Annotated in this window: 17 protein-coding genes; all 17 read left to right on the top strand. The window is 39.0% G+C overall.

Going from position 1 to position 16,254, the window contains the following annotated elements:
• Nucleotides 1-2: 2 nt before the first annotated feature.
• Nucleotides 3-2,006, top strand: coding sequence for a chemotaxis protein CheW (locus tag P8610_RS15290; RefSeq protein ID WP_394605113.1), 2,004 nt, complete (start codon nt 3-5; stop codon nt 2,004-2,006).
• A 374-nt stretch (nt 2,007-2,380) separates the two neighbouring features.
• Nucleotides 2,381-2,845, top strand: coding sequence for a chemotaxis protein CheW (locus P8610_RS15285; RefSeq protein ID WP_394605112.1), 465 nt, complete (start codon nt 2,381-2,383; stop codon nt 2,843-2,845).
• A gap of 1 nt (nt 2,846) precedes the next feature.
• Complete coding sequence (locus P8610_RS15280) at nt 2,847-3,479, top strand: chemotaxis protein CheC (RefSeq protein WP_394605111.1); 633 nt, start codon at nt 2,847-2,849, stop codon at nt 3,477-3,479.
• Nucleotides 3,472-3,960 (top strand): chemotaxis protein CheD, encoded by a 489-nt coding sequence (locus tag P8610_RS15275; RefSeq protein WP_394605110.1) that lies wholly within the window; start codon nt 3,472-3,474, stop codon nt 3,958-3,960. The genes P8610_RS15280 and P8610_RS15275 overlap by 8 nt, the downstream gene beginning before the upstream one ends.
• 16 nt (nt 3,961-3,976) lie before the next feature.
• Nucleotides 3,977-4,741, top strand: coding sequence for a FliA/WhiG family RNA polymerase sigma factor (locus P8610_RS15270; RefSeq protein WP_394605109.1), 765 nt, complete (start codon nt 3,977-3,979; stop codon nt 4,739-4,741).
• 11 nt (nt 4,742-4,752) lie between these two features.
• Entirely contained in the window at nt 4,753-6,093 is a 1,341-nt protein-coding gene (locus P8610_RS15265) for a DUF342 domain-containing protein (protein ID WP_394605108.1), read from the top strand.
• A 24-nt stretch (nt 6,094-6,117) separates the two neighbouring features.
• The gene (locus P8610_RS15260) at nt 6,118-6,378 is read left to right on the top strand and encodes a hypothetical protein (protein WP_394605107.1); all 261 of its coding nucleotides are present in this window, start codon (nt 6,118-6,120) and stop codon (nt 6,376-6,378) included.
• Nucleotides 6,379-6,389: 11 nt separating this feature from the next.
• Nucleotides 6,390-6,812, top strand: coding sequence for a DUF6115 domain-containing protein (locus tag P8610_RS15255; RefSeq protein WP_394605106.1), 423 nt, complete (start codon nt 6,390-6,392; stop codon nt 6,810-6,812).
• A 156-nt stretch (nt 6,813-6,968) separates the two neighbouring features.
• Nucleotides 6,969-7,694 carry a 30S ribosomal protein S2 gene (gene rpsB, locus P8610_RS15250; protein WP_066393720.1) on the top strand — a complete coding sequence of 242 codons (726 nt, stop codon included), beginning with the start codon at nt 6,969-6,971 and terminating at the stop codon, nt 7,692-7,694.
• A 105-nt stretch (nt 7,695-7,799) separates the two neighbouring features.
• On the top strand, nt 7,800-8,678 hold the full coding sequence (gene tsf / locus P8610_RS15245; RefSeq protein ID WP_289495671.1) for a translation elongation factor Ts: 879 nt from the start codon (nt 7,800-7,802) through the stop codon (nt 8,676-8,678).
• 324 nt (nt 8,679-9,002) lie between these two features.
• Entirely contained in the window at nt 9,003-9,728 is a 726-nt protein-coding gene (gene pyrH, locus P8610_RS15240; RefSeq protein ID WP_066240860.1) for a UMP kinase, read from the top strand.
• Nucleotides 9,728-10,285 carry a ribosome recycling factor gene (frr, locus tag P8610_RS15235; protein ID WP_289495669.1) on the top strand — a complete coding sequence of 186 codons (558 nt, stop codon included), beginning with the start codon at nt 9,728-9,730 and terminating at the stop codon, nt 10,283-10,285. Before pyrH ends, frr begins: the two co-directional genes overlap by 1 nt.
• Nucleotides 10,286-10,411: 126 nt before the next feature.
• Nucleotides 10,412-11,167, top strand: a complete 756-nt coding sequence (locus P8610_RS15230) for an isoprenyl transferase (RefSeq protein ID WP_394605104.1) — start codon at nt 10,412-10,414, stop codon at nt 11,165-11,167.
• Between the two features lie 13 nt (nt 11,168-11,180).
• Entirely contained in the window at nt 11,181-11,969 is a 789-nt protein-coding gene (locus P8610_RS15225; protein WP_289495667.1) for a phosphatidate cytidylyltransferase, read from the top strand.
• A 16-nt stretch (nt 11,970-11,985) separates the two neighbouring features.
• Nucleotides 11,986-13,143, top strand: coding sequence for a 1-deoxy-D-xylulose-5-phosphate reductoisomerase (dxr, locus tag P8610_RS15220; RefSeq protein WP_394605103.1), 1,158 nt, complete (start codon nt 11,986-11,988; stop codon nt 13,141-13,143).
• A 5-nt stretch (nt 13,144-13,148) separates the two neighbouring features.
• Entirely contained in the window at nt 13,149-14,411 is a 1,263-nt protein-coding gene (gene rseP / locus P8610_RS15215) for an RIP metalloprotease RseP (protein ID WP_394605102.1), read from the top strand.
• 27 nt (nt 14,412-14,438) lie between these two features.
• Nucleotides 14,439-16,151: a proline--tRNA ligase gene (locus tag P8610_RS15210; RefSeq protein ID WP_394605101.1), complete on the top strand. Its 1,713-nt coding sequence runs from the start codon at nt 14,439-14,441 to the stop codon at nt 16,149-16,151.
• The last annotated feature ends 103 nt before the right edge of the window (nt 16,152-16,254 follow it).

Below are 16,254 nucleotides of genomic sequence, written 5' to 3'. Positions count from 1 at the left end.
CGATGGAATTGACGCAATATCTTGACATATTCATTGATGAAAGCAAAGAACATCTACAAGCTATCAATCAACAGGTGCTGCTGCTGGAAAAATCACCAGAAGAGCTGTCGATCGTAAATGAAATATTCCGGTCTGCGCATACATTAAAAGGGATGTCTGCAACAATGGGATATGAAGATCTAGCTAGTTTAACGCATTGCATGGAAAACGTTCTTGATGCGATACGAAATAAAAAGATACCTGTAACACCTGCTGTACTAGATGTCCTTTTTGTATCGCTAGATCACTTAGAAGCGATGGTAGTTGAAATTTCTGAAGGCGGTAACGGTAAACGGGACGTGTCAGATACGGTAAGAGATCTAGAAGCATTAGAAAATGGTGAATCACCAACGCCTGCGTCAAATTCCAAGAGAAGTGATACTGAGAGTTCACAAAGATATGATCAGTACGAAAAACAGATCATTCTTCAATCACTAGAACAAGGTTTTCACGCCTATGAGCTGTCAATATCATTACGTGAAGATTGCATTCTAAAAGCAGCAAGAGTTTATATGGTTTTTGAAGTGATTGAGCAAATCGGTGAGATTATTAAAACTATGCCAGCTGTTGACATGCTTGAAGCAGAGCAGTTTGAAACGAGCTTTAACCTTTCCGTCCTCGCGAAAGAGTCAGCACAAGATATAAAAGAACGTATTTTAAAAGTTTCTGAGATCGAACTGGTAGAAGTGTCAGAGATTGCTGCACATAAATTGAATGCCTCATCTGCTGAAGAAAGTAAAGAGAACCAAGAATCAGAACTAGTTGCAAACAATGAAAATAAAAAAGAAGAAACACAACAAAATGCAAGTGCTGCTGGGTCGGGTAAAACAATCCGCGTAAATATTGAAAGACTTGATCAGCTAATGAATTTGTTCGAGGAACTCGTAATCGATCGCGGACGTCTAGAAGAAATTTCGAAATCCTTGAGAAGTTCTGATTTAAACGAGACGGTTGAACGCATGTCTAGAGTATCGGGCGATCTTCAAAATATTATCTTAACGATGCGTATGGTACCTGTAGAACAAGTCTTTAACCGCTTCCCAAGGATGGTTAGGGGTCTAGCAAAAGATTTAGGCAAGAAAGTGAATTTGGAAATTGTAGGAGCTGAAACAGAACTAGATCGAACAGTAATTGATGAAATCGGTGACCCGCTTGTACATTTGCTTAGAAACTCTATCGATCATGGAATTGAAACCCCATCTGTAAGGACATCTAATGGCAAGAATGATACGGGAACCATTTACTTAAGATCGTATCACAGCGGTAACCATGTGTTTATTGAGATTGAAGATGATGGAGCGGGTATCAATAAGCAAAAAGTATTAGAAAAAGCATTAGAGAACGGAATTATCACGAAAGAAATGTCTGAAAATTTGAGCGATAAACAGTGTTTTGAATTGTTGTTCGCTTCTGGATTTTCAACGGCGGACGTAATATCTGATATTTCTGGCCGCGGAGTTGGACTGGACGTAGTTAAGAACAAGATCGAGTCGTTAGGCGGGTCGATATCTGTTGATTCAACGGCTGGGTTTGGAACAATCTTCTCGATTCAGCTTCCGTTAACATTATCGATTATGTCAGTCATGCTTGTTGAAATTCAACAAGAAAAATATGCGATCCCGTTATCGTCCATTATTGAGACAGCCATTATTAAAAAAGAAGAGATTCTGTCCGCGCATAATCAAAAAGTTATTGATTTCCGTGGAAAAGTCGTGCCGCTCGTTAACATGAAAGAAGTCTTTGAAGTTCCGTTAACAAATGAAACGAGCCAGCACATACCTGTAGTGGTCGTAAGAAAAGGGGACAAAATGGCAGCATTAGTTGTTGATTCGTTTATCGGACAGCAAGAAATCGTTTTAAAATCACTTGGCCAATATTTAACGTCCGTGTTCGCTATCTCAGGCGCAACGATTCTAGGAGACGGACAAGTAGCTTTAATTCTTGATTGCAATGCACTTATAAAATAATTCTTTTCAAAATGTTCTTTCATAATGGCTTTTATCAATTAGAGTGTTGCTTTTGGATTGGTTTTGTAAAAAAACTTCAATGAAAGTTGATTGGAGCGTAAGGTGCGAGACTCCTGCGGGACAAGCGGTCAGACTGAAAAGTGGAAGTGGCTTGTTCAGCCCCGACAAGCAAAAGATCAATGGGCTAGGAAGGCGCACTTTGCCTTCTTGACCATTTAACTTTTGACCTCGAGGGGCTAGCCACTGTAACTAGACAGGTGAGACCCTTAAAGTCACCGCCTGCCCCGCGGAAAGCGAGCACCTGTAGCGGAAATCAACCACTCACAAAAGCCACGAAGATATTTGCCAAATAAAAGAGAAGGTGGTTAATCCAGATGACGAACGAAGAAAAAGTAATCATTTTTCAATTAAAAGACGAAGAATACGCAGTTCCTGTTCAGCACGTGAAATCAATAGAAAGAATGCAGCACATTACGAGAATTCCTAGAACTATAGATTTTGTTAAAGGTGTAATAAACCTTCGAGGTGTTGTAACTCCGATTATCGACTTGCGTTTACGTTTTGATATTGAAGAAGAATTATATACAGACACAACACGAATCATTATTGTTTCGGTTGGTACGATAGAGGCTGGATTAATTGTGGATGCTGCCAATGATGTTATTGACCTTGATAAAGATTCGATCGAACCGCCGCCTGAAGTTGTAGGAGGTGTTGATGCTGAGTACATTCAAGGCGTAGCGAAGATTGAAAAAAGACTGCTTATCCTGCTAGATCTTGTGAAAGTTTTGAATCCAGAAAAGCTTGATGTTCAAACTGCTAAGGAAAGTCTTAATTAAAATGGACTTTTCAAAGATTCAGCCTATCCATTTAGATATTTTGCGTGAGATAGGAAACATTGGAGCAGGTCATGCGGCTACTGCGTTATCCAAGATGCTGAACAAAGCGGTTGATATGAAAGTTCCTTCAGTGAATGTAATCTCCTTTGAAGAAATATCTGAGATGGTTGGTGGAGCTGAGAATGTTGTAGCCTCTGTTTTCTTGCGAATTGTTGGTGATGCTCCGGGATGTATGTTTTTTATGCTGCCGATTGAACAAGCTGAATTACTTCTTGAAGACCTGTTAGGAGGACAGACGGTACAGTTGGCAGGCGGAAATGTTTCAGAGATCTCACTCTCTGCGCTTCAGGAAGTTGGAAACATTCTTTCCGGTTCATATCTTACTTCGTTTTCTGATTTTACAGGTCTGAATTTGCAGCCTTCTGTACCTGCTACAAGTATTGACATGGCGGGGGCAATCTTAAGCTTTGGGTTGTTAGAAATTTCAACGGTAAGTGATTATGCCATTGTAATAGATACTGCTTTTACGGATATTGAAAAACATGATGATGTTAAAGGACACTTTTTCTTACTGCCAGACCCTGAGTCATTCTCAAAAATTTTTCTAGCATTAGGAGTTCCGTTGGATGAGTGAAATTATTAAGGTGGGGATTGCAGATATAAATGTAGTTTCCCCTCCAGACACAATTAGAACAACTGGTCTTGGATCGTGCGTAGGAGTTATATTATTTGATCAAAAAAATAAAATCGCAGGGATGGCACACATCATGCTCCCAGATTCATCTCTATCAAAAGCAACAGCATTAAATGAAGGTAAATTCGCAGATACGGCTATTAAGAGTTTATATGAAATGTTAATAAAACTAGGTGCGAACGGGAGTACGCTTAAAGCGAAAATCGCGGGCGGCGCGCAAATGTTTCAATTTTCGTCAGGCAATGAAATGATGCGAATCGGTCCACGAAATGTAGAACGTGTAAAAGAAGAGCTTTTCACTTTAGGAATCCCGCTAATTGCAAGTGATACAGGCGGATCTAATGGAAGAACGATTGAATTTGATCCGAATAACACTTTATTAACCATTAAAACGGTGAATGCGGGCACTAAAGTAATTTAATCAGAGGAGGATTACCATGACGGAGCCATCTTTAGTAGAAGAACAATCATGCTGGCATAAGTGGAACACAAGTCGTGATCGAGAAGCAGGTGATGAATTACTTCGTGCCTATTTGCCTCTGGTCAATTATCATGTACAACGAATATCTGTTGGGCTTCCTAAAAGCGTCAATAAAGATGAACTCCGATCTCTTGGTATGCTGGGGTTGTATGATGCGCTAAAAAAGTTTGAGCCGGAACGTGATCTTAAATTTGATACATATGCTTCTTTCCGTATTAGAGGTGCGATCCTGGACGGCTTAAGAAGAGAAGACTGGCTGCCAAGAAGCCTTAGAGAAAAAACAAAAAAAGTAGAAGCGGCTATTGAACGCCTTGAACAAGAAAACTTACGCTCAGTTAGCGCAAAAGAAGTAGCAGAAGAATTAGGTTTCTCCGAGAATGAAGTAACTACAGTTATGTCAGAAAGCTTTCTAGCTAATGTTCTATCAATTGATGAAGAAAACAAAGAAACAGAAAGTCGTGAGAAAGTCAGTTATACCATTGAAGATAAAAAGGCGATCACTCCAGAAAACAGCTTGCTTCAGGAAGAACTTCATGGAGAGCTCGCTCTCGTGATTAAAGAGCTATCAGAAAAAGAACAGCTCGTTATTAGTTTATTTTACTTTGAAGAATTAACGTTAACAGAAATCGGACAAGTACTCGGGCTATCAACATCAAGAATATCTCAAATACATTCGAAAGCATTATTTAGAATAAGACAGGTTCTGCAACGCTATATGTAAGGAGTAATGATATGGATCAATGGTTTCATATAAAACGCGAAGAAAAAGATACAGTCGCTCTTTTGTTTAAAAAAGGAGTTGTGATTCCTGAAGATCAAATCAGCTTTTCTGCATTAGCAGCATGGATTGAATCCAAAGGGATTAAACATGGTGTGCGAAATGAAATATTAAACTTAATTGTTGAAAACCTGGGTACCTATTCTTTTCCTGCAGAAATCGCGAAAGGAAAACTGCCTATTGATGGTATACCCGCGCAACTTATTCCTGCTTGTTTATCAGAATGTGATGTGCAAGTTGAAGAACATAAAAAAGTTGATTTTAAACGCTTGTTTACCATACCTACTGCTAACTTTGGAGAAATCGTTGCAAGAAAACAAGCAGCGACAGAAGGAATACCCGGAATTACGGTTTTTGGTGAGCTTCTGCCTGCGAAAAAAGGGAAGGATCTTCATATAAAAAATGGAGAGAATACGGTTTTTAATGCTGAGGATTTATGTGTGTATGCTTCAACGAGTGGAGAAGTAACGTATCATAAAAACCTTGTCAACATCTATCCTGTTTATAAAATTCAGGGCGACGTTTCATTAAAAACAGGCCATATTGATTTTGTAGGAAATGTACATATTACAGGTGATGTCCCTTCAGGATTTAAGATCTCCGCACAAGGTGATGTGCGTATTGAAGGGGTTGTAGAGGCAGCAGAAATTGTTTCACAGGGTAATATTGTCATTGGCGGCGGAGTACTGGGTCAAGGAAAAGGCTTAATTCGCTGTGTTGGAAACTTTACTTCTCTGTACATTAGTCAAGGAACCATTTATGCAGGAGAAAACATTGAAGTCGCCCAGACGATCATGCACAGCAACTGTGAAGCGGGTAAACATGTTATATGCTTAAATGGCAAAGGAAATATTTCAGGCGGAACATGTATTGCTGGAAGTGGAATTTCAGCAAATGAAATCGGAAATGAAACGTATTCCAAAACGTTAATATATATAAAAACGAATGAAAATAATGATCAGATCAAAATCAACTATGAACAAAAGATGCTAGAACTAGAGCAAAACCTTAAGAAGCTGAACCAATTAAAAACGGTAATGGAACACAAAAAGATGGATAGTGCGACAATCGAGAAAATCGTTAATACGATTCATCAAACTAACATTCAGCTAACAGAACTGAATGAGGAAAAAACAGCAAATCAAAACTCTTTACGATCGATTGTTATGATTAAAGGAATCTTACATCCGAATGTAGAGATTGGGATCGGCAAGTACAAAAGAACAGTTCAATCCCAGTTTCAATCGGCTAAAGTATTTATGGAAGAAAAAGAAATCGTTATTCATTCCTTATAAGAAATGGATGTGGATGCTGTGAGTTTGAAATTAATCGAACTTCAAGTTGCTATTCCAAGGACAGTCGATGCAGCAAAATCAGCTACTGAAACTTTAAATAGAGGGCTACTTCAGCAAGAACACAAATCAGAAACGATACGTAAGAAAGAAAAAATGGAATTGAAACGTGTCAATAAGAGGGCATCAGCAGAAGAAAGTATATTACATACAAAAAGTCAGCAAGAAAAAAATACAACAAGTACAAGTCATCCATTTAAAGGACAGAAAATCGATTATTCGGGATAAGGTGAAAAGCGATGTATGGATTAATTCTCTTCAGTTTATTACTAAACGTTGTTTGTTTTTATTTTTTATTTGTTTTATGGAAAAAGCTTCAAGAGCGGACTATAACTCAGGATACAACTGTAAGTGAAGATGTAGGGGAGCTTTTAGAGCTGTTTTCTCAAGAAATGAAAGAAGAAAATGCACGATTGCATGAAATGATTCTACAATTTTCAAAACAAAATCAGAAGAAGCATGATTCGATTTCCATTCAAGAAGAAGCTGAACACGTTCACACAGACTTAGTAGAGAATATTGACCATTTACATTCAGATGAAAACAAAGCTCTAAATAAGGTGTTATTATTAGCTCAACAAGGGTATAATGCTGAGGAAATTGCGAAAATGCTTAACCGAGGAAAAGGAGAAGTAGAATTACTTTTAAAATTTTACGCTTAACACCTTAAAAAGACTTGCGGAAATGGCACGAATCGTGTTATATTATTTCTCGGTGTTAATCACACACGTTTGCGGATTTGAGTAATGTGGTGCTGCTAAGTCAGTTATTGCTCAAAGGTGAAACAAACGGAGGAAAAAAACCTAGGAGGTGCCATTATGGCAGTAATTTCAATGAAACAATTGTTAGAAGCTGGTGTACACTTTGGTCATCAGACTCGCCGTTGGAATCCGAAGATGTCTCGTTACATTTTCACAGAAAGAAACGGTATCTACATCATCGATCTTCAAAAGACGGTAAAGAAAGTTGAAGAATGCTACAATGTTATGCGTAACATCGCAGCTGACGGCGGAAAGATTCTTTTCGTTGGAACAAAGAAACAAGCTCAAGATTCAGTTAAAGAAGAAGCTCAACGTTCTGACATGTACTACATCAACCAACGTTGGTTAGGTGGAACTTTAACAAACTTCGGTACAATCCGCAAGCGTATCAACCGCTTGAAAGATCTTGAGAAAATGCAAGAAGACGGTACTTTCGAAGTACTTCCTAAGAAAGAAGTTATTCTTCTTAAAAAGGAAATGGAACGCCTTGAAAAGTTCCTAGGCGGAATTAAAGACATGAACAAGCTTCCAGATGCATTATTCGTAGTTGACCCTCGTAAAGAGCGCATCGCGATTGCAGAAGCTCGTAAATTAAACATTCCGATCATCGCAATCGTTGATACGAACTGTGATCCGGATGAAGTTGATCACGTTATCCCTGGTAACGATGATGCAATTCGTGCAGTTAAACTTCTAACTGGTAAAATGGCAGATGCTATCATCGAAGCTAACCAAGGTGGAGAAGAAGTAGCAGAAGCAGCTGAAGAAGAAACTACTGCTTAATTAAATGGAAATGCTCAAGGGTGGTAGAGGGGATGACCCTTTATCACCTTTTTTATGTAAAGCACACTAATAAAGCACTACATATCCCATAAGGAGGCAAAACACATGGCTATTACAGCACAAATGGTTAAAGAATTGCGTGAGAAAACTGGCGCAGGTATGATGGATTGTAAGAAAGCATTAACTGAAACAGATGGTAACATGGAGGCGGCAATCGACTACCTTCGTGAAAAAGGGATTGCGAAAGCTGCTAAGAAAGCTGACCGTATCGCTGCTGAAGGCTTAACTTCAGTAATCGTTGACGGTAACAAAGCAGTAATCCTTGAAGTGAACTCTGAAACTGATTTCGTTGCAAAAAACGAAAACTTCAAAAACTTGATCGCTGAATTAGGTAACCACCTATTAGCTACTGAACCAGCTTCTGTTGAAGATGCACTAGCTTCTGATTTTAACGGAACAACAGTTAATGACTACATTAACGCTGCAATTGCAAAAATTGGAGAAAAACTTACTCTTCGCCGTTTTGAAATCTTGAAAAAAGACGAGAACGCTGCATTTGGTGCATACCTTCACATGGGTGGACGTATTGGAGTTCTTTCAGTTGTTGAAGGAACAACTGAAGAAGAAGTTGCGAAAGACGTGTCAATGCACGTTGCAGCTGTAAACCCTAAGTACATCTCTCGTGACGAAGTAAGTGAAGAAGAAGTAGCTCGTGAGCGTAAAGTGTTGACTGAACAAGCACTTAACGAAGGCAAGCCTGAAAACATCGTAGCTAAAATGGTTGAAGGACGTCTTGGCAAATACTTCGAAGATATTTGCTTAAACGATCAATCTTTCATTAAAGATCCAGACCAAAAAGTTGGTAAATATGTAGCTTCCAAAGGTGCTACTGTTAAAGCCTTCGTTCGTTTTGAAGTTGGAGAAGGTCTTGAAAAGCGTGAAGACAACTTTGCAGAAGAAGTAATGTCTCAAGTGAAAAAGTAAGCACAGTTTTAAAAGAGGGGAGCACGTTGTGTTCCTCTTTTTTTACAGAAATAACCTGAGTTTCTTAATGGCTTTACTTACATGAGTGTTGTTAATGTATTTTATATTACATCATTGAATAGTTGATTGAAGTGTAAGGTGCGAGACTCCTGGGGGATCAGCGGGACAGGTGAGACTTTTAAAAGCGCAAAGCGCTAAGAGGCTCACCGCACGCCCCCCGGAAAGCGAGCACCTGAAGCGGAAATCAACACTTTCAAAACAACAAAGTTTTACCCAAACAGCCTTTAACCAGGTAAATACATTTTTTAGGTGATGGAGGGACAAATGACTACTTCAAAATATAAACGAGTCGTCTTGAAATTAAGTGGAGAAGCATTAGCAGGTGAACAAACTTCAGGAATTGATCCGAAAATCGTTCAATCTATTGCTGAGCAAGTAAAAGAAATTGTTGAATTAGACGTAGAAGTTGCTGTAGTTGTAGGCGGAGGAAACCTATGGCGTGGTAAAACGGGCAGTGAGATGGGAATGGACCGTGCATCAGCAGACTACATGGGTATGCTTGCTACTGTCATGAATTCATTAGCCCTTCAAGACAGTCTTGAAAACATCGGGGTTCAAACAAGAGTCCAAACATCTATAGAAATGCGTCAGGTTGCAGAACCTTATATCAGAAGAAAAGCCATTCGTCACCTTGAAAAAAAGCGTGTTGTCATATTTGCAGCAGGAACAGGTAATCCATATTTCTCTACAGATACTACAGCCGCACTAAGAGCAGCAGAAATTGAAGCAGAAGTTATCTTAATGGCGAAGAACAATGTGGATGGTGTGTATTCAGCCGATCCTAAACTTGATGAGAATGCTGTTAAATATACAACATTGTCTTACCTTGATTTATTGAAAGACGGTTTGGCAGTTATGGATACGACCGCTTCGTCTTTATGTATGGACAATGATATCCCGTTAGTTGTTTTCTCTATTATGGAAGAAGGAAACATCAAACGAGCAGTTGCTGGTGAAAAAATTGGGACGGTTATAAGGGGGAAAAACTAATGGCAAAAGAAGTTTTAACTCAAGCAGAAGAAAAAATGCAAAAAGCAATTGGAGCCTTACGACGCGAATATTCAACGCTTCGCGCGGGAAGAGCAAATCCTTCGTTATTAGACAGAGTACAAGTTGATTATTATGGAACTCCAACTCCTATCAATCAGTTAGCTGGTGTAACAACTCCAGAAGCAAGACTTTTAGTTATCCAGCCTTACGATAAAACAGCTATGGCTGATATTGAAAAGGCGATTCTGAAGTCTGATCTTGGTCTTACTCCTTCAAACGATGGTCAAGTTATCCGTATTGCGATTCCTGCATTAACAGAAGAACGCAGAAAAGAACTTGTTAAACTCGTTAAAAAGTTTGCAGAAGAAGCAAAAGTTGCCCTTCGCAACGTTCGCCGTGATGCAAATGATGATCTGAAGAAACTTGAAAAAGAAGCAGAGATTACAGAAGATGAGCTTCGCCGTTATAACGACGACGTTCAAAAACTTACAGATAAATATACTTCTGAAGTTGATTCTGTAAGTTCAGTTAAAGAAAAAGAAATCATGGAAGTATAAAGCTTTTCCATGTACAATTAAATATAAAAAGCCCTCTATAAAGGGGGCTTTTTTATTAGACTTATCACCACTGTTTATCATGAGTATACGATGAACGAATGAAGTCTAGAAGATGGAGGCTTATACATGCTTGACAAGCTTTTCTTTAAGAAAAAAAGTTCTGAAACAAATACATTTAAAGAAGAAAACATACCATCCCATGTAGCCATTATTATGGATGGAAATGGACGTTGGGCAAGAAAAAGAGCCCTGCCGCGTATTGCAGGACACCATGAAGGTATGAAAACAGTTAGGAAAATAGTTAAGGAATCAAATAAAATTGGTATTAAAGTACTGACACTTTACGCTTTTTCAACTGAAAATTGGAAAAGACCTCGCGAGGAGGTAGATTTCTTAATGAAGCTTCCTGGTGAATTTTTAAATACTTTTCTTCCAGATTTGATTAAAGAGAACGTACAAGTGCGAATAATGGGTAAAAAGGAACTTTTGCCGCTTCATACTATTAAAGCTGTAGATGAAGCGATAAACAAAACAAAAAACAACACAGGGTTAATTTTGAATTTTGCTCTGAATTATGGCAGTCGTGATGAAATTACAGCGGCGGTGAAAACACTTGCTTCTGAAGTGAAACAAGGTAAGTTGGAGCTCTCAGAGATCGATGAATCAATGATTGAAAAGCACTTGATGACCCACGACCTTAAAGATCCAGATCTACTAATCAGGACTAGTGGTGAAGTACGATTGAGTAACTTTATGCTATGGCAGCTTGCGTATTCTGAATTTTGGTTTACAGATGTGTTATGGCCGGATTTTTCTGAGGAGCATTTACGAGAAGCTGTATCACAATTTGCCGGACGAGGCAGACGGTATGGCGGTGTTTAATTAAGGAGGACTTATGAAACAACGGATTATAACAGGTGTAATCGCAGCCGTTTTATTTATAGGGATTACCCTTTACGGAAGCTGGCCGTTCTCACTTTTAATACTTTTACTCACTGGGATAGGCATGTATGAATTATTGCGGATGAAAGGAATGGCGTTTTCCTTCATTGGAGGAATTGGACTTCTTTTAGCAGTCCTGATCGCGCTTCCTCAACAATGGATGGAAAATCTTGAACCCTTTACTAAAACAGATGCCATTATACTTGCAGTTCTTCTATTACTAGTAGTAACTGTCATACAAAAAAACAAAACAGACTATAACCATATTTCGTTTGTATTATTTAGTTCGATTTATGTGGGCTTTGGTTTTTTCTACTTAGAAGAAACGAGAATCTTAGAAAATGGCGTCCAGATTTTATTTTTAATTCTATTTATGATATGGGCGACTGATTCTGGTGCTTATTTTGTCGGCAAGTCAATGGGGAAACGTAAACTATGGCCTGTTATCTCACCGAACAAAACGATAGAAGGCGCTGTTGGAGGCATTTTCTTCAGCTTATTAGTAGGTGTTATCAGCTATGCTGTACATTTTGTTGAGATGTCATTGCTTCATATATTAGTTATTTCTGTTATAGTAGGTATTTTTGGTCAAATTGGAGACTTAGCAGAATCAGCATTTAAGCGTATATATGATGTGAAAGACTCAGGTACTCTCCTTCCTGGACATGGTGGCATACTAGATCGATTAGACAGTGCACTATTCGTGTTCCCGTTGCTGCACGTACTTCATTTGTTAGGATAATGGTTGGAGGTATAGAATGAAATTAGTCAGTTTATTAGGTGCTACAGGTTCAATAGGCGTTCAAACATTAGACGTGATTGCCTCTCACCCTGAACAATTCAAATTAAGTGCTATGTCTGTTGGTAAAAATATTGAAGCTGCTGAAAAAATCATTCGAGAATTCAAACCTGAAATATGTGCGGTTCAAAACGAAGAAGACGCGAGAAAACTTCAAACAAATGTTGGATCATCAACTAAAATTGTTTCAGGTATGGATGGCCTCATCGAAGCGGCAGTTTCAACTGATTCTTCTGTTGTAGTAAATGCAGTGATCGGCAGTGTAGGGTTACTGCCTACTTTAAAAGCGATTGAGGCAAAAAAGACGATTGCTTTAGCCAATAAAGAGACACTTGTTACAGCGGGTCATCTTGTTATGGAACAAGCAAAGAAACATAACGTTCCAGTCCTTCCAGTAGATTCCGAGCATTCTGCGATCTACCAATGTCTGAATGGTGAAGATACGAACCGTGTTGAAAAACTAATTTTAACAGCTTCAGGTGGAAGTTTTAGAGATAAAACACGTGAACAATTAAAAAACGTTACAGTGCAAGAAGCATTAAATCATCCAAATTGGTCTATGGGAGCGAAAATCACCATTGATTCGGCCACAATGATGAATAAAGGTTTGGAAGTCATTGAAGCTCACTGGTTATTTTCCTTTGATTATTCCAAAATAGACGTCATTTTACATAAGGAAAGCATCATACACTCTATGGTAGAGTTTGTTGATACAAGCATCATCGCTCATCTCGGACAACCTGATATGAGAGTGCCGATTCAATACGCGCTTACATATCCCGACAGACTTGAATTAGTAAACGGGAAAAGGTTAAACTTATGGGAAGTTGGACGATTGCATTTTCAAAAAATGGATTACGATCGTTTCAGATGTTTGAAACTGGCATTTGATGCAGGGATTGCAGGTGGATTAATGCCAACTGTTTTAAATGCAGCGAATGAAAAAGCAGTCGAGTTATTTTTGAACGGTCATATTACGTTTCTTGAAATAGAAGAAATGATTGAACGTGCGATGCATGAGTTGTCAAATGTCAGTACACCTGACCTTCAGACAATACAAGAAACAGATACGAGGACTCGAAAGTTTGTGGAGTCACTACTAAGTAAAGGCAGGTAATGGAAATGAACACTGTGATAGCCATTATCATCATTTTAGGGGCTTTAATTTTCTTTCATGAACTAGGACATCTTTTGCTAGCCAAACGTGCTGGTATCTTGTGCCGTGAGTTTGCAATTGGATTCGGCCCAAAAGTGTTTGCCTTCAAAAAAGGCGAAACGGTCTATACGATTCGTCTTTTGCCTCTTGGAGGATTCGTGCGGATGGCTGGTGAAGATCCAGAAGGCATAGAGCTTAAAGCAGGTCACAGAGTTGGTTTAATCTTTAATGGAGCAAATGAAGTTGAGAAGATCGTCGTAAATCACCGTGATAAATATCCAGTTCAAAAAACGATTACGATCGAAAAAGCCGATTTAGATCGAGAATTATATATAACAGGTTTTGAGAATGAAGAAACGGGTTCTGAAACTTATCAAGTAAAAGAAGATGCATTATTTGTTGCAGATCATCAAGAGATGCAGATCGCTCCTTATAACCGTCAGTTCGGCTCAAAGACGATCATGCAAAGAACACTTGCCATCTTTGCTGGTCCAGCAATGAACTTTTTACTTGCGTTTATTATCCTTGTAGCGTTTTCACTAATGCAAGGAATCCCAACAAATGAGTCAAGACTGGGTACTCTTCAAGAGGGTGCTGCAGCAGAAAAAGCTGGTTTGCTGCAAGGCGATAAAATCATTGCAGTTCAAGGTGAAAAGATGGATGATTGGAAAGAACTCGTTTCAGTAATTCAGCAGAATCCTGGAGAGAAGCTCATGTTTACGATCAACCGAGACGGTGAAGAAAAAGTCGTTCCTGTCACGTTGGGTACACGTAAAGGTGCTGAAAATCAAAACGAAGGTTTTATTGGAGCACATCCATTTACAGAATCATCTTTTGTTGGTTCACTTGAATATGGTGCGAAACAAACATGGTTTATGACAACGGCTATATTTACGGGGCTTGGACAGCTTATTACAGGACAGCATGGAATTGACCAGTTATCTGGACCACTTGGAATCTATGAATACACGGATCAAGCGGCAAAAGCTGGTGTATACATGTTATTACAATGGGCTGCTATTCTTAGTATTAACTTAGGAATATTCAACCTGTTGCCTCTTCCTGCTCTTGACGGAGGGCGACTCCTCTTCTTAGGAGTTGAGGCATTGAGAGGAAAACCGATCGACCCTCAAAAAGAGGGAATGGTTCATTTTATCGGATTTGCTTTTCTTATGTTATTGATGCTTGTTGTTACTTGGAATGATATACAGAAGATATTTCTTGGTTAATTAGGGATTATTTGAGGAGTAGAGATTATGAGACAAAGTCAGTTGTTTATGCCAACATTACGGGAAGTTCCTGCAGATGCTGATGTGAAAAGTCATCAGCTGCTTTTAAGAGCTGGGTTTATCCGACAAAATGCAGCAGGTATCTATTCGTTCTTGCCGCTGGGGAAAAAAGTGCTTCATAAAATAGAGAACATTGTAAGAGAAGAAATGAATCGTGCCGGATCTCAAGAGATGATGATGCCGGCACTTCAGCTTGCAGAACTTTGGCAAGAAAGCGGAAGATGGTACAGCTATGGACCAGAACTGATGAGATTAAAAGATCGTCACGAACGTGATTTTGCTCTTGGAGCGACACATGAGGAAGTCATTACAAGCATAATTCGTGATGAAGTAAAATCTTATAAAAAGCTTCCACTAAATCTTTATCAAATTCAAACAAAATTCAGGGACGAGAAGCGTCCACGTTTCGGCCTTCTTAGAGGAAGAGAGTTTATTATGAAAGATGCGTACTCTTTCCATGATAAACAGGAAAGTCTTGATGAAACGTACGAGGCGATGAAAGATGCATACTCCGCAATCTTCAGCCGCTGTGGATTAAACTTCCGCGCTGTTTTAGCAGATTCAGGGGCGATTGGCGGTAAAGACAACCATGAGTTCATGGTTTTATCAGATATCGGCGAAGACTTAATCGCTTATTCAAATGAATCAGATTTTGCTGCGAATATTGAAATGGCTCCTGTATTACTTAACGAAAAAAGTTCTTCAGAAAATCCTTTAGAACTTGAAAAAGTTGAGACGAAAAATGCCAAAACGATAGAAGAAGTTTCTGAGTTCCTTAAAGTTCCTTCTTCAAAAATCATTAAATCGCTGCTTTATATAGCTGACGAACAACCTGTTTTAGTTTTAGTAAGGGGCGACCATGAAGTTAACGAAATCAAGCTTAAGAATGAACTTTCAGCTTCAGATGTTGTTTTAGCTTCTGTAGAGGAAACGAAAAAGTGGTTGAACACAGAGCATGGTTCAATCGGACCAGTTTCTGTATCTGAAAAAGTAAAAATTATTGCTGATCAGGCGGTGCCTTTCATGGCAAATGCGGTTTGCGGTGCGAATGAATCAGGTTACCATTTCTTGAATGTTAATCCGAAAAGAGATTTCGAATATAGCCAATCAGCTGACATTCGTTTTGTCGTAGAGGGTGACTTGTCGCCGGATGGCAAAGGAACAATCGTTTTTGCCAAAGGAATTGAAGTCGGTCATGTGTTTAAGCTTGGAAAAGTATATAGCGAGCCGATGAAAGCTTCTTACTTAGATGAAAACGGAAAGAACCAAATTATGTCAATGGGTTGCTACGGAATTGGTGTTTCTCGTACACTAGCAGCAGTTGCTGAAGAGAATAACGATGATAAAGGCTTAATCTGGCCGTTATCCTTAACTCCATTCGATATTCACTTGATTGCTGTAAACAGCAAGAATGCCGAACAAGCAGCACTTTCTGATGAACTGTACAACCTGATAAAGAACGATGGATTCGATTGCTTGTATGATGACCGTCCTGAGCGTGCAGGTGTTAAATTTGCTGACAGCGACTTAATTGGATTGCCGATTCGTGTTATGGTAGGTAAGCGAGCTTCTGAAGGTATTGTTGAAGTGAAGATCCGTAAGAGCGGAGAATCTTTTGAAATACCTGTTTCAGAACTTAGCAGCTTTATTAAACAAGAGTGGGATAAGCTTAAGAATTAATAGCATTTTTCGAAAATCCTACCAAAAATGAAGATAATAAAAGAGGAGGCACCTCTCGCACAAGAGGTGCCTTTCTCTTTGTACTTTATGAAATTCGAAAAAA

The sequence above is a fragment of the Fictibacillus sp. UD genome, from assembly GCF_043558025.1.
Classification (GTDB): Bacteria; Bacillota; Bacilli; order Bacillales; family Fictibacillaceae; genus Fictibacillus.
Note: the sequence above shows the minus strand (reverse complement) of the source record. Positions and strands in the feature narration are given on the sequence as shown.

Excerpts from the sequence above, each read along its gene's own strand:
- P8610_RS15270 (WP_394605109.1), top strand. The coding sequence starts at position 3,977 with ATGACGGAGCCATCTTTAGTAGAAGAACAATCATGCTGGCATAAGTGG.
- frr (WP_289495669.1), top strand. The coding sequence starts at position 9,728 with ATGGCAAAAGAAGTTTTAACTCAAGCAGAAGAAAAAATGCAAAAAGCA.
- tsf (WP_289495671.1), top strand. The coding sequence starts at position 7,800 with ATGGCTATTACAGCACAAATGGTTAAAGAATTGCGTGAGAAAACTGGC.
- P8610_RS15210 (WP_394605101.1), top strand. The coding sequence starts at position 14,439 with ATGAGACAAAGTCAGTTGTTTATGCCAACATTACGGGAAGTTCCTGCA.
- P8610_RS15255 (WP_394605106.1), top strand. The coding sequence starts at position 6,390 with ATGTATGGATTAATTCTCTTCAGTTTATTACTAAACGTTGTTTGTTTT.
- P8610_RS15280 (WP_394605111.1), top strand. The coding sequence starts at position 2,847 with ATGGACTTTTCAAAGATTCAGCCTATCCATTTAGATATTTTGCGTGAG.
- P8610_RS15230 (WP_394605104.1), top strand. The coding sequence starts at position 10,412 with ATGCTTGACAAGCTTTTCTTTAAGAAAAAAAGTTCTGAAACAAATACA.
- P8610_RS15275 (WP_394605110.1), top strand. The coding sequence starts at position 3,472 with ATGAGTGAAATTATTAAGGTGGGGATTGCAGATATAAATGTAGTTTCC.
- P8610_RS15285 (WP_394605112.1), top strand. The coding sequence starts at position 2,381 with ATGACGAACGAAGAAAAAGTAATCATTTTTCAATTAAAAGACGAAGAA.
- pyrH (WP_066240860.1), top strand. The coding sequence starts at position 9,003 with ATGACTACTTCAAAATATAAACGAGTCGTCTTGAAATTAAGTGGAGAA.
- rpsB (WP_066393720.1), top strand. The coding sequence starts at position 6,969 with ATGGCAGTAATTTCAATGAAACAATTGTTAGAAGCTGGTGTACACTTT.
- P8610_RS15265 (WP_394605108.1), top strand. The coding sequence starts at position 4,753 with ATGGATCAATGGTTTCATATAAAACGCGAAGAAAAAGATACAGTCGCT.
- P8610_RS15290 (WP_394605113.1), top strand. The coding sequence starts at position 3 with ATGGAATTGACGCAATATCTTGACATATTCATTGATGAAAGCAAAGAA.
- dxr (WP_394605103.1), top strand. The coding sequence starts at position 11,986 with ATGAAATTAGTCAGTTTATTAGGTGCTACAGGTTCAATAGGCGTTCAA.
- P8610_RS15225 (WP_289495667.1), top strand. The coding sequence starts at position 11,181 with ATGAAACAACGGATTATAACAGGTGTAATCGCAGCCGTTTTATTTATA.
- rseP (WP_394605102.1), top strand. The coding sequence starts at position 13,149 with ATGAACACTGTGATAGCCATTATCATCATTTTAGGGGCTTTAATTTTC.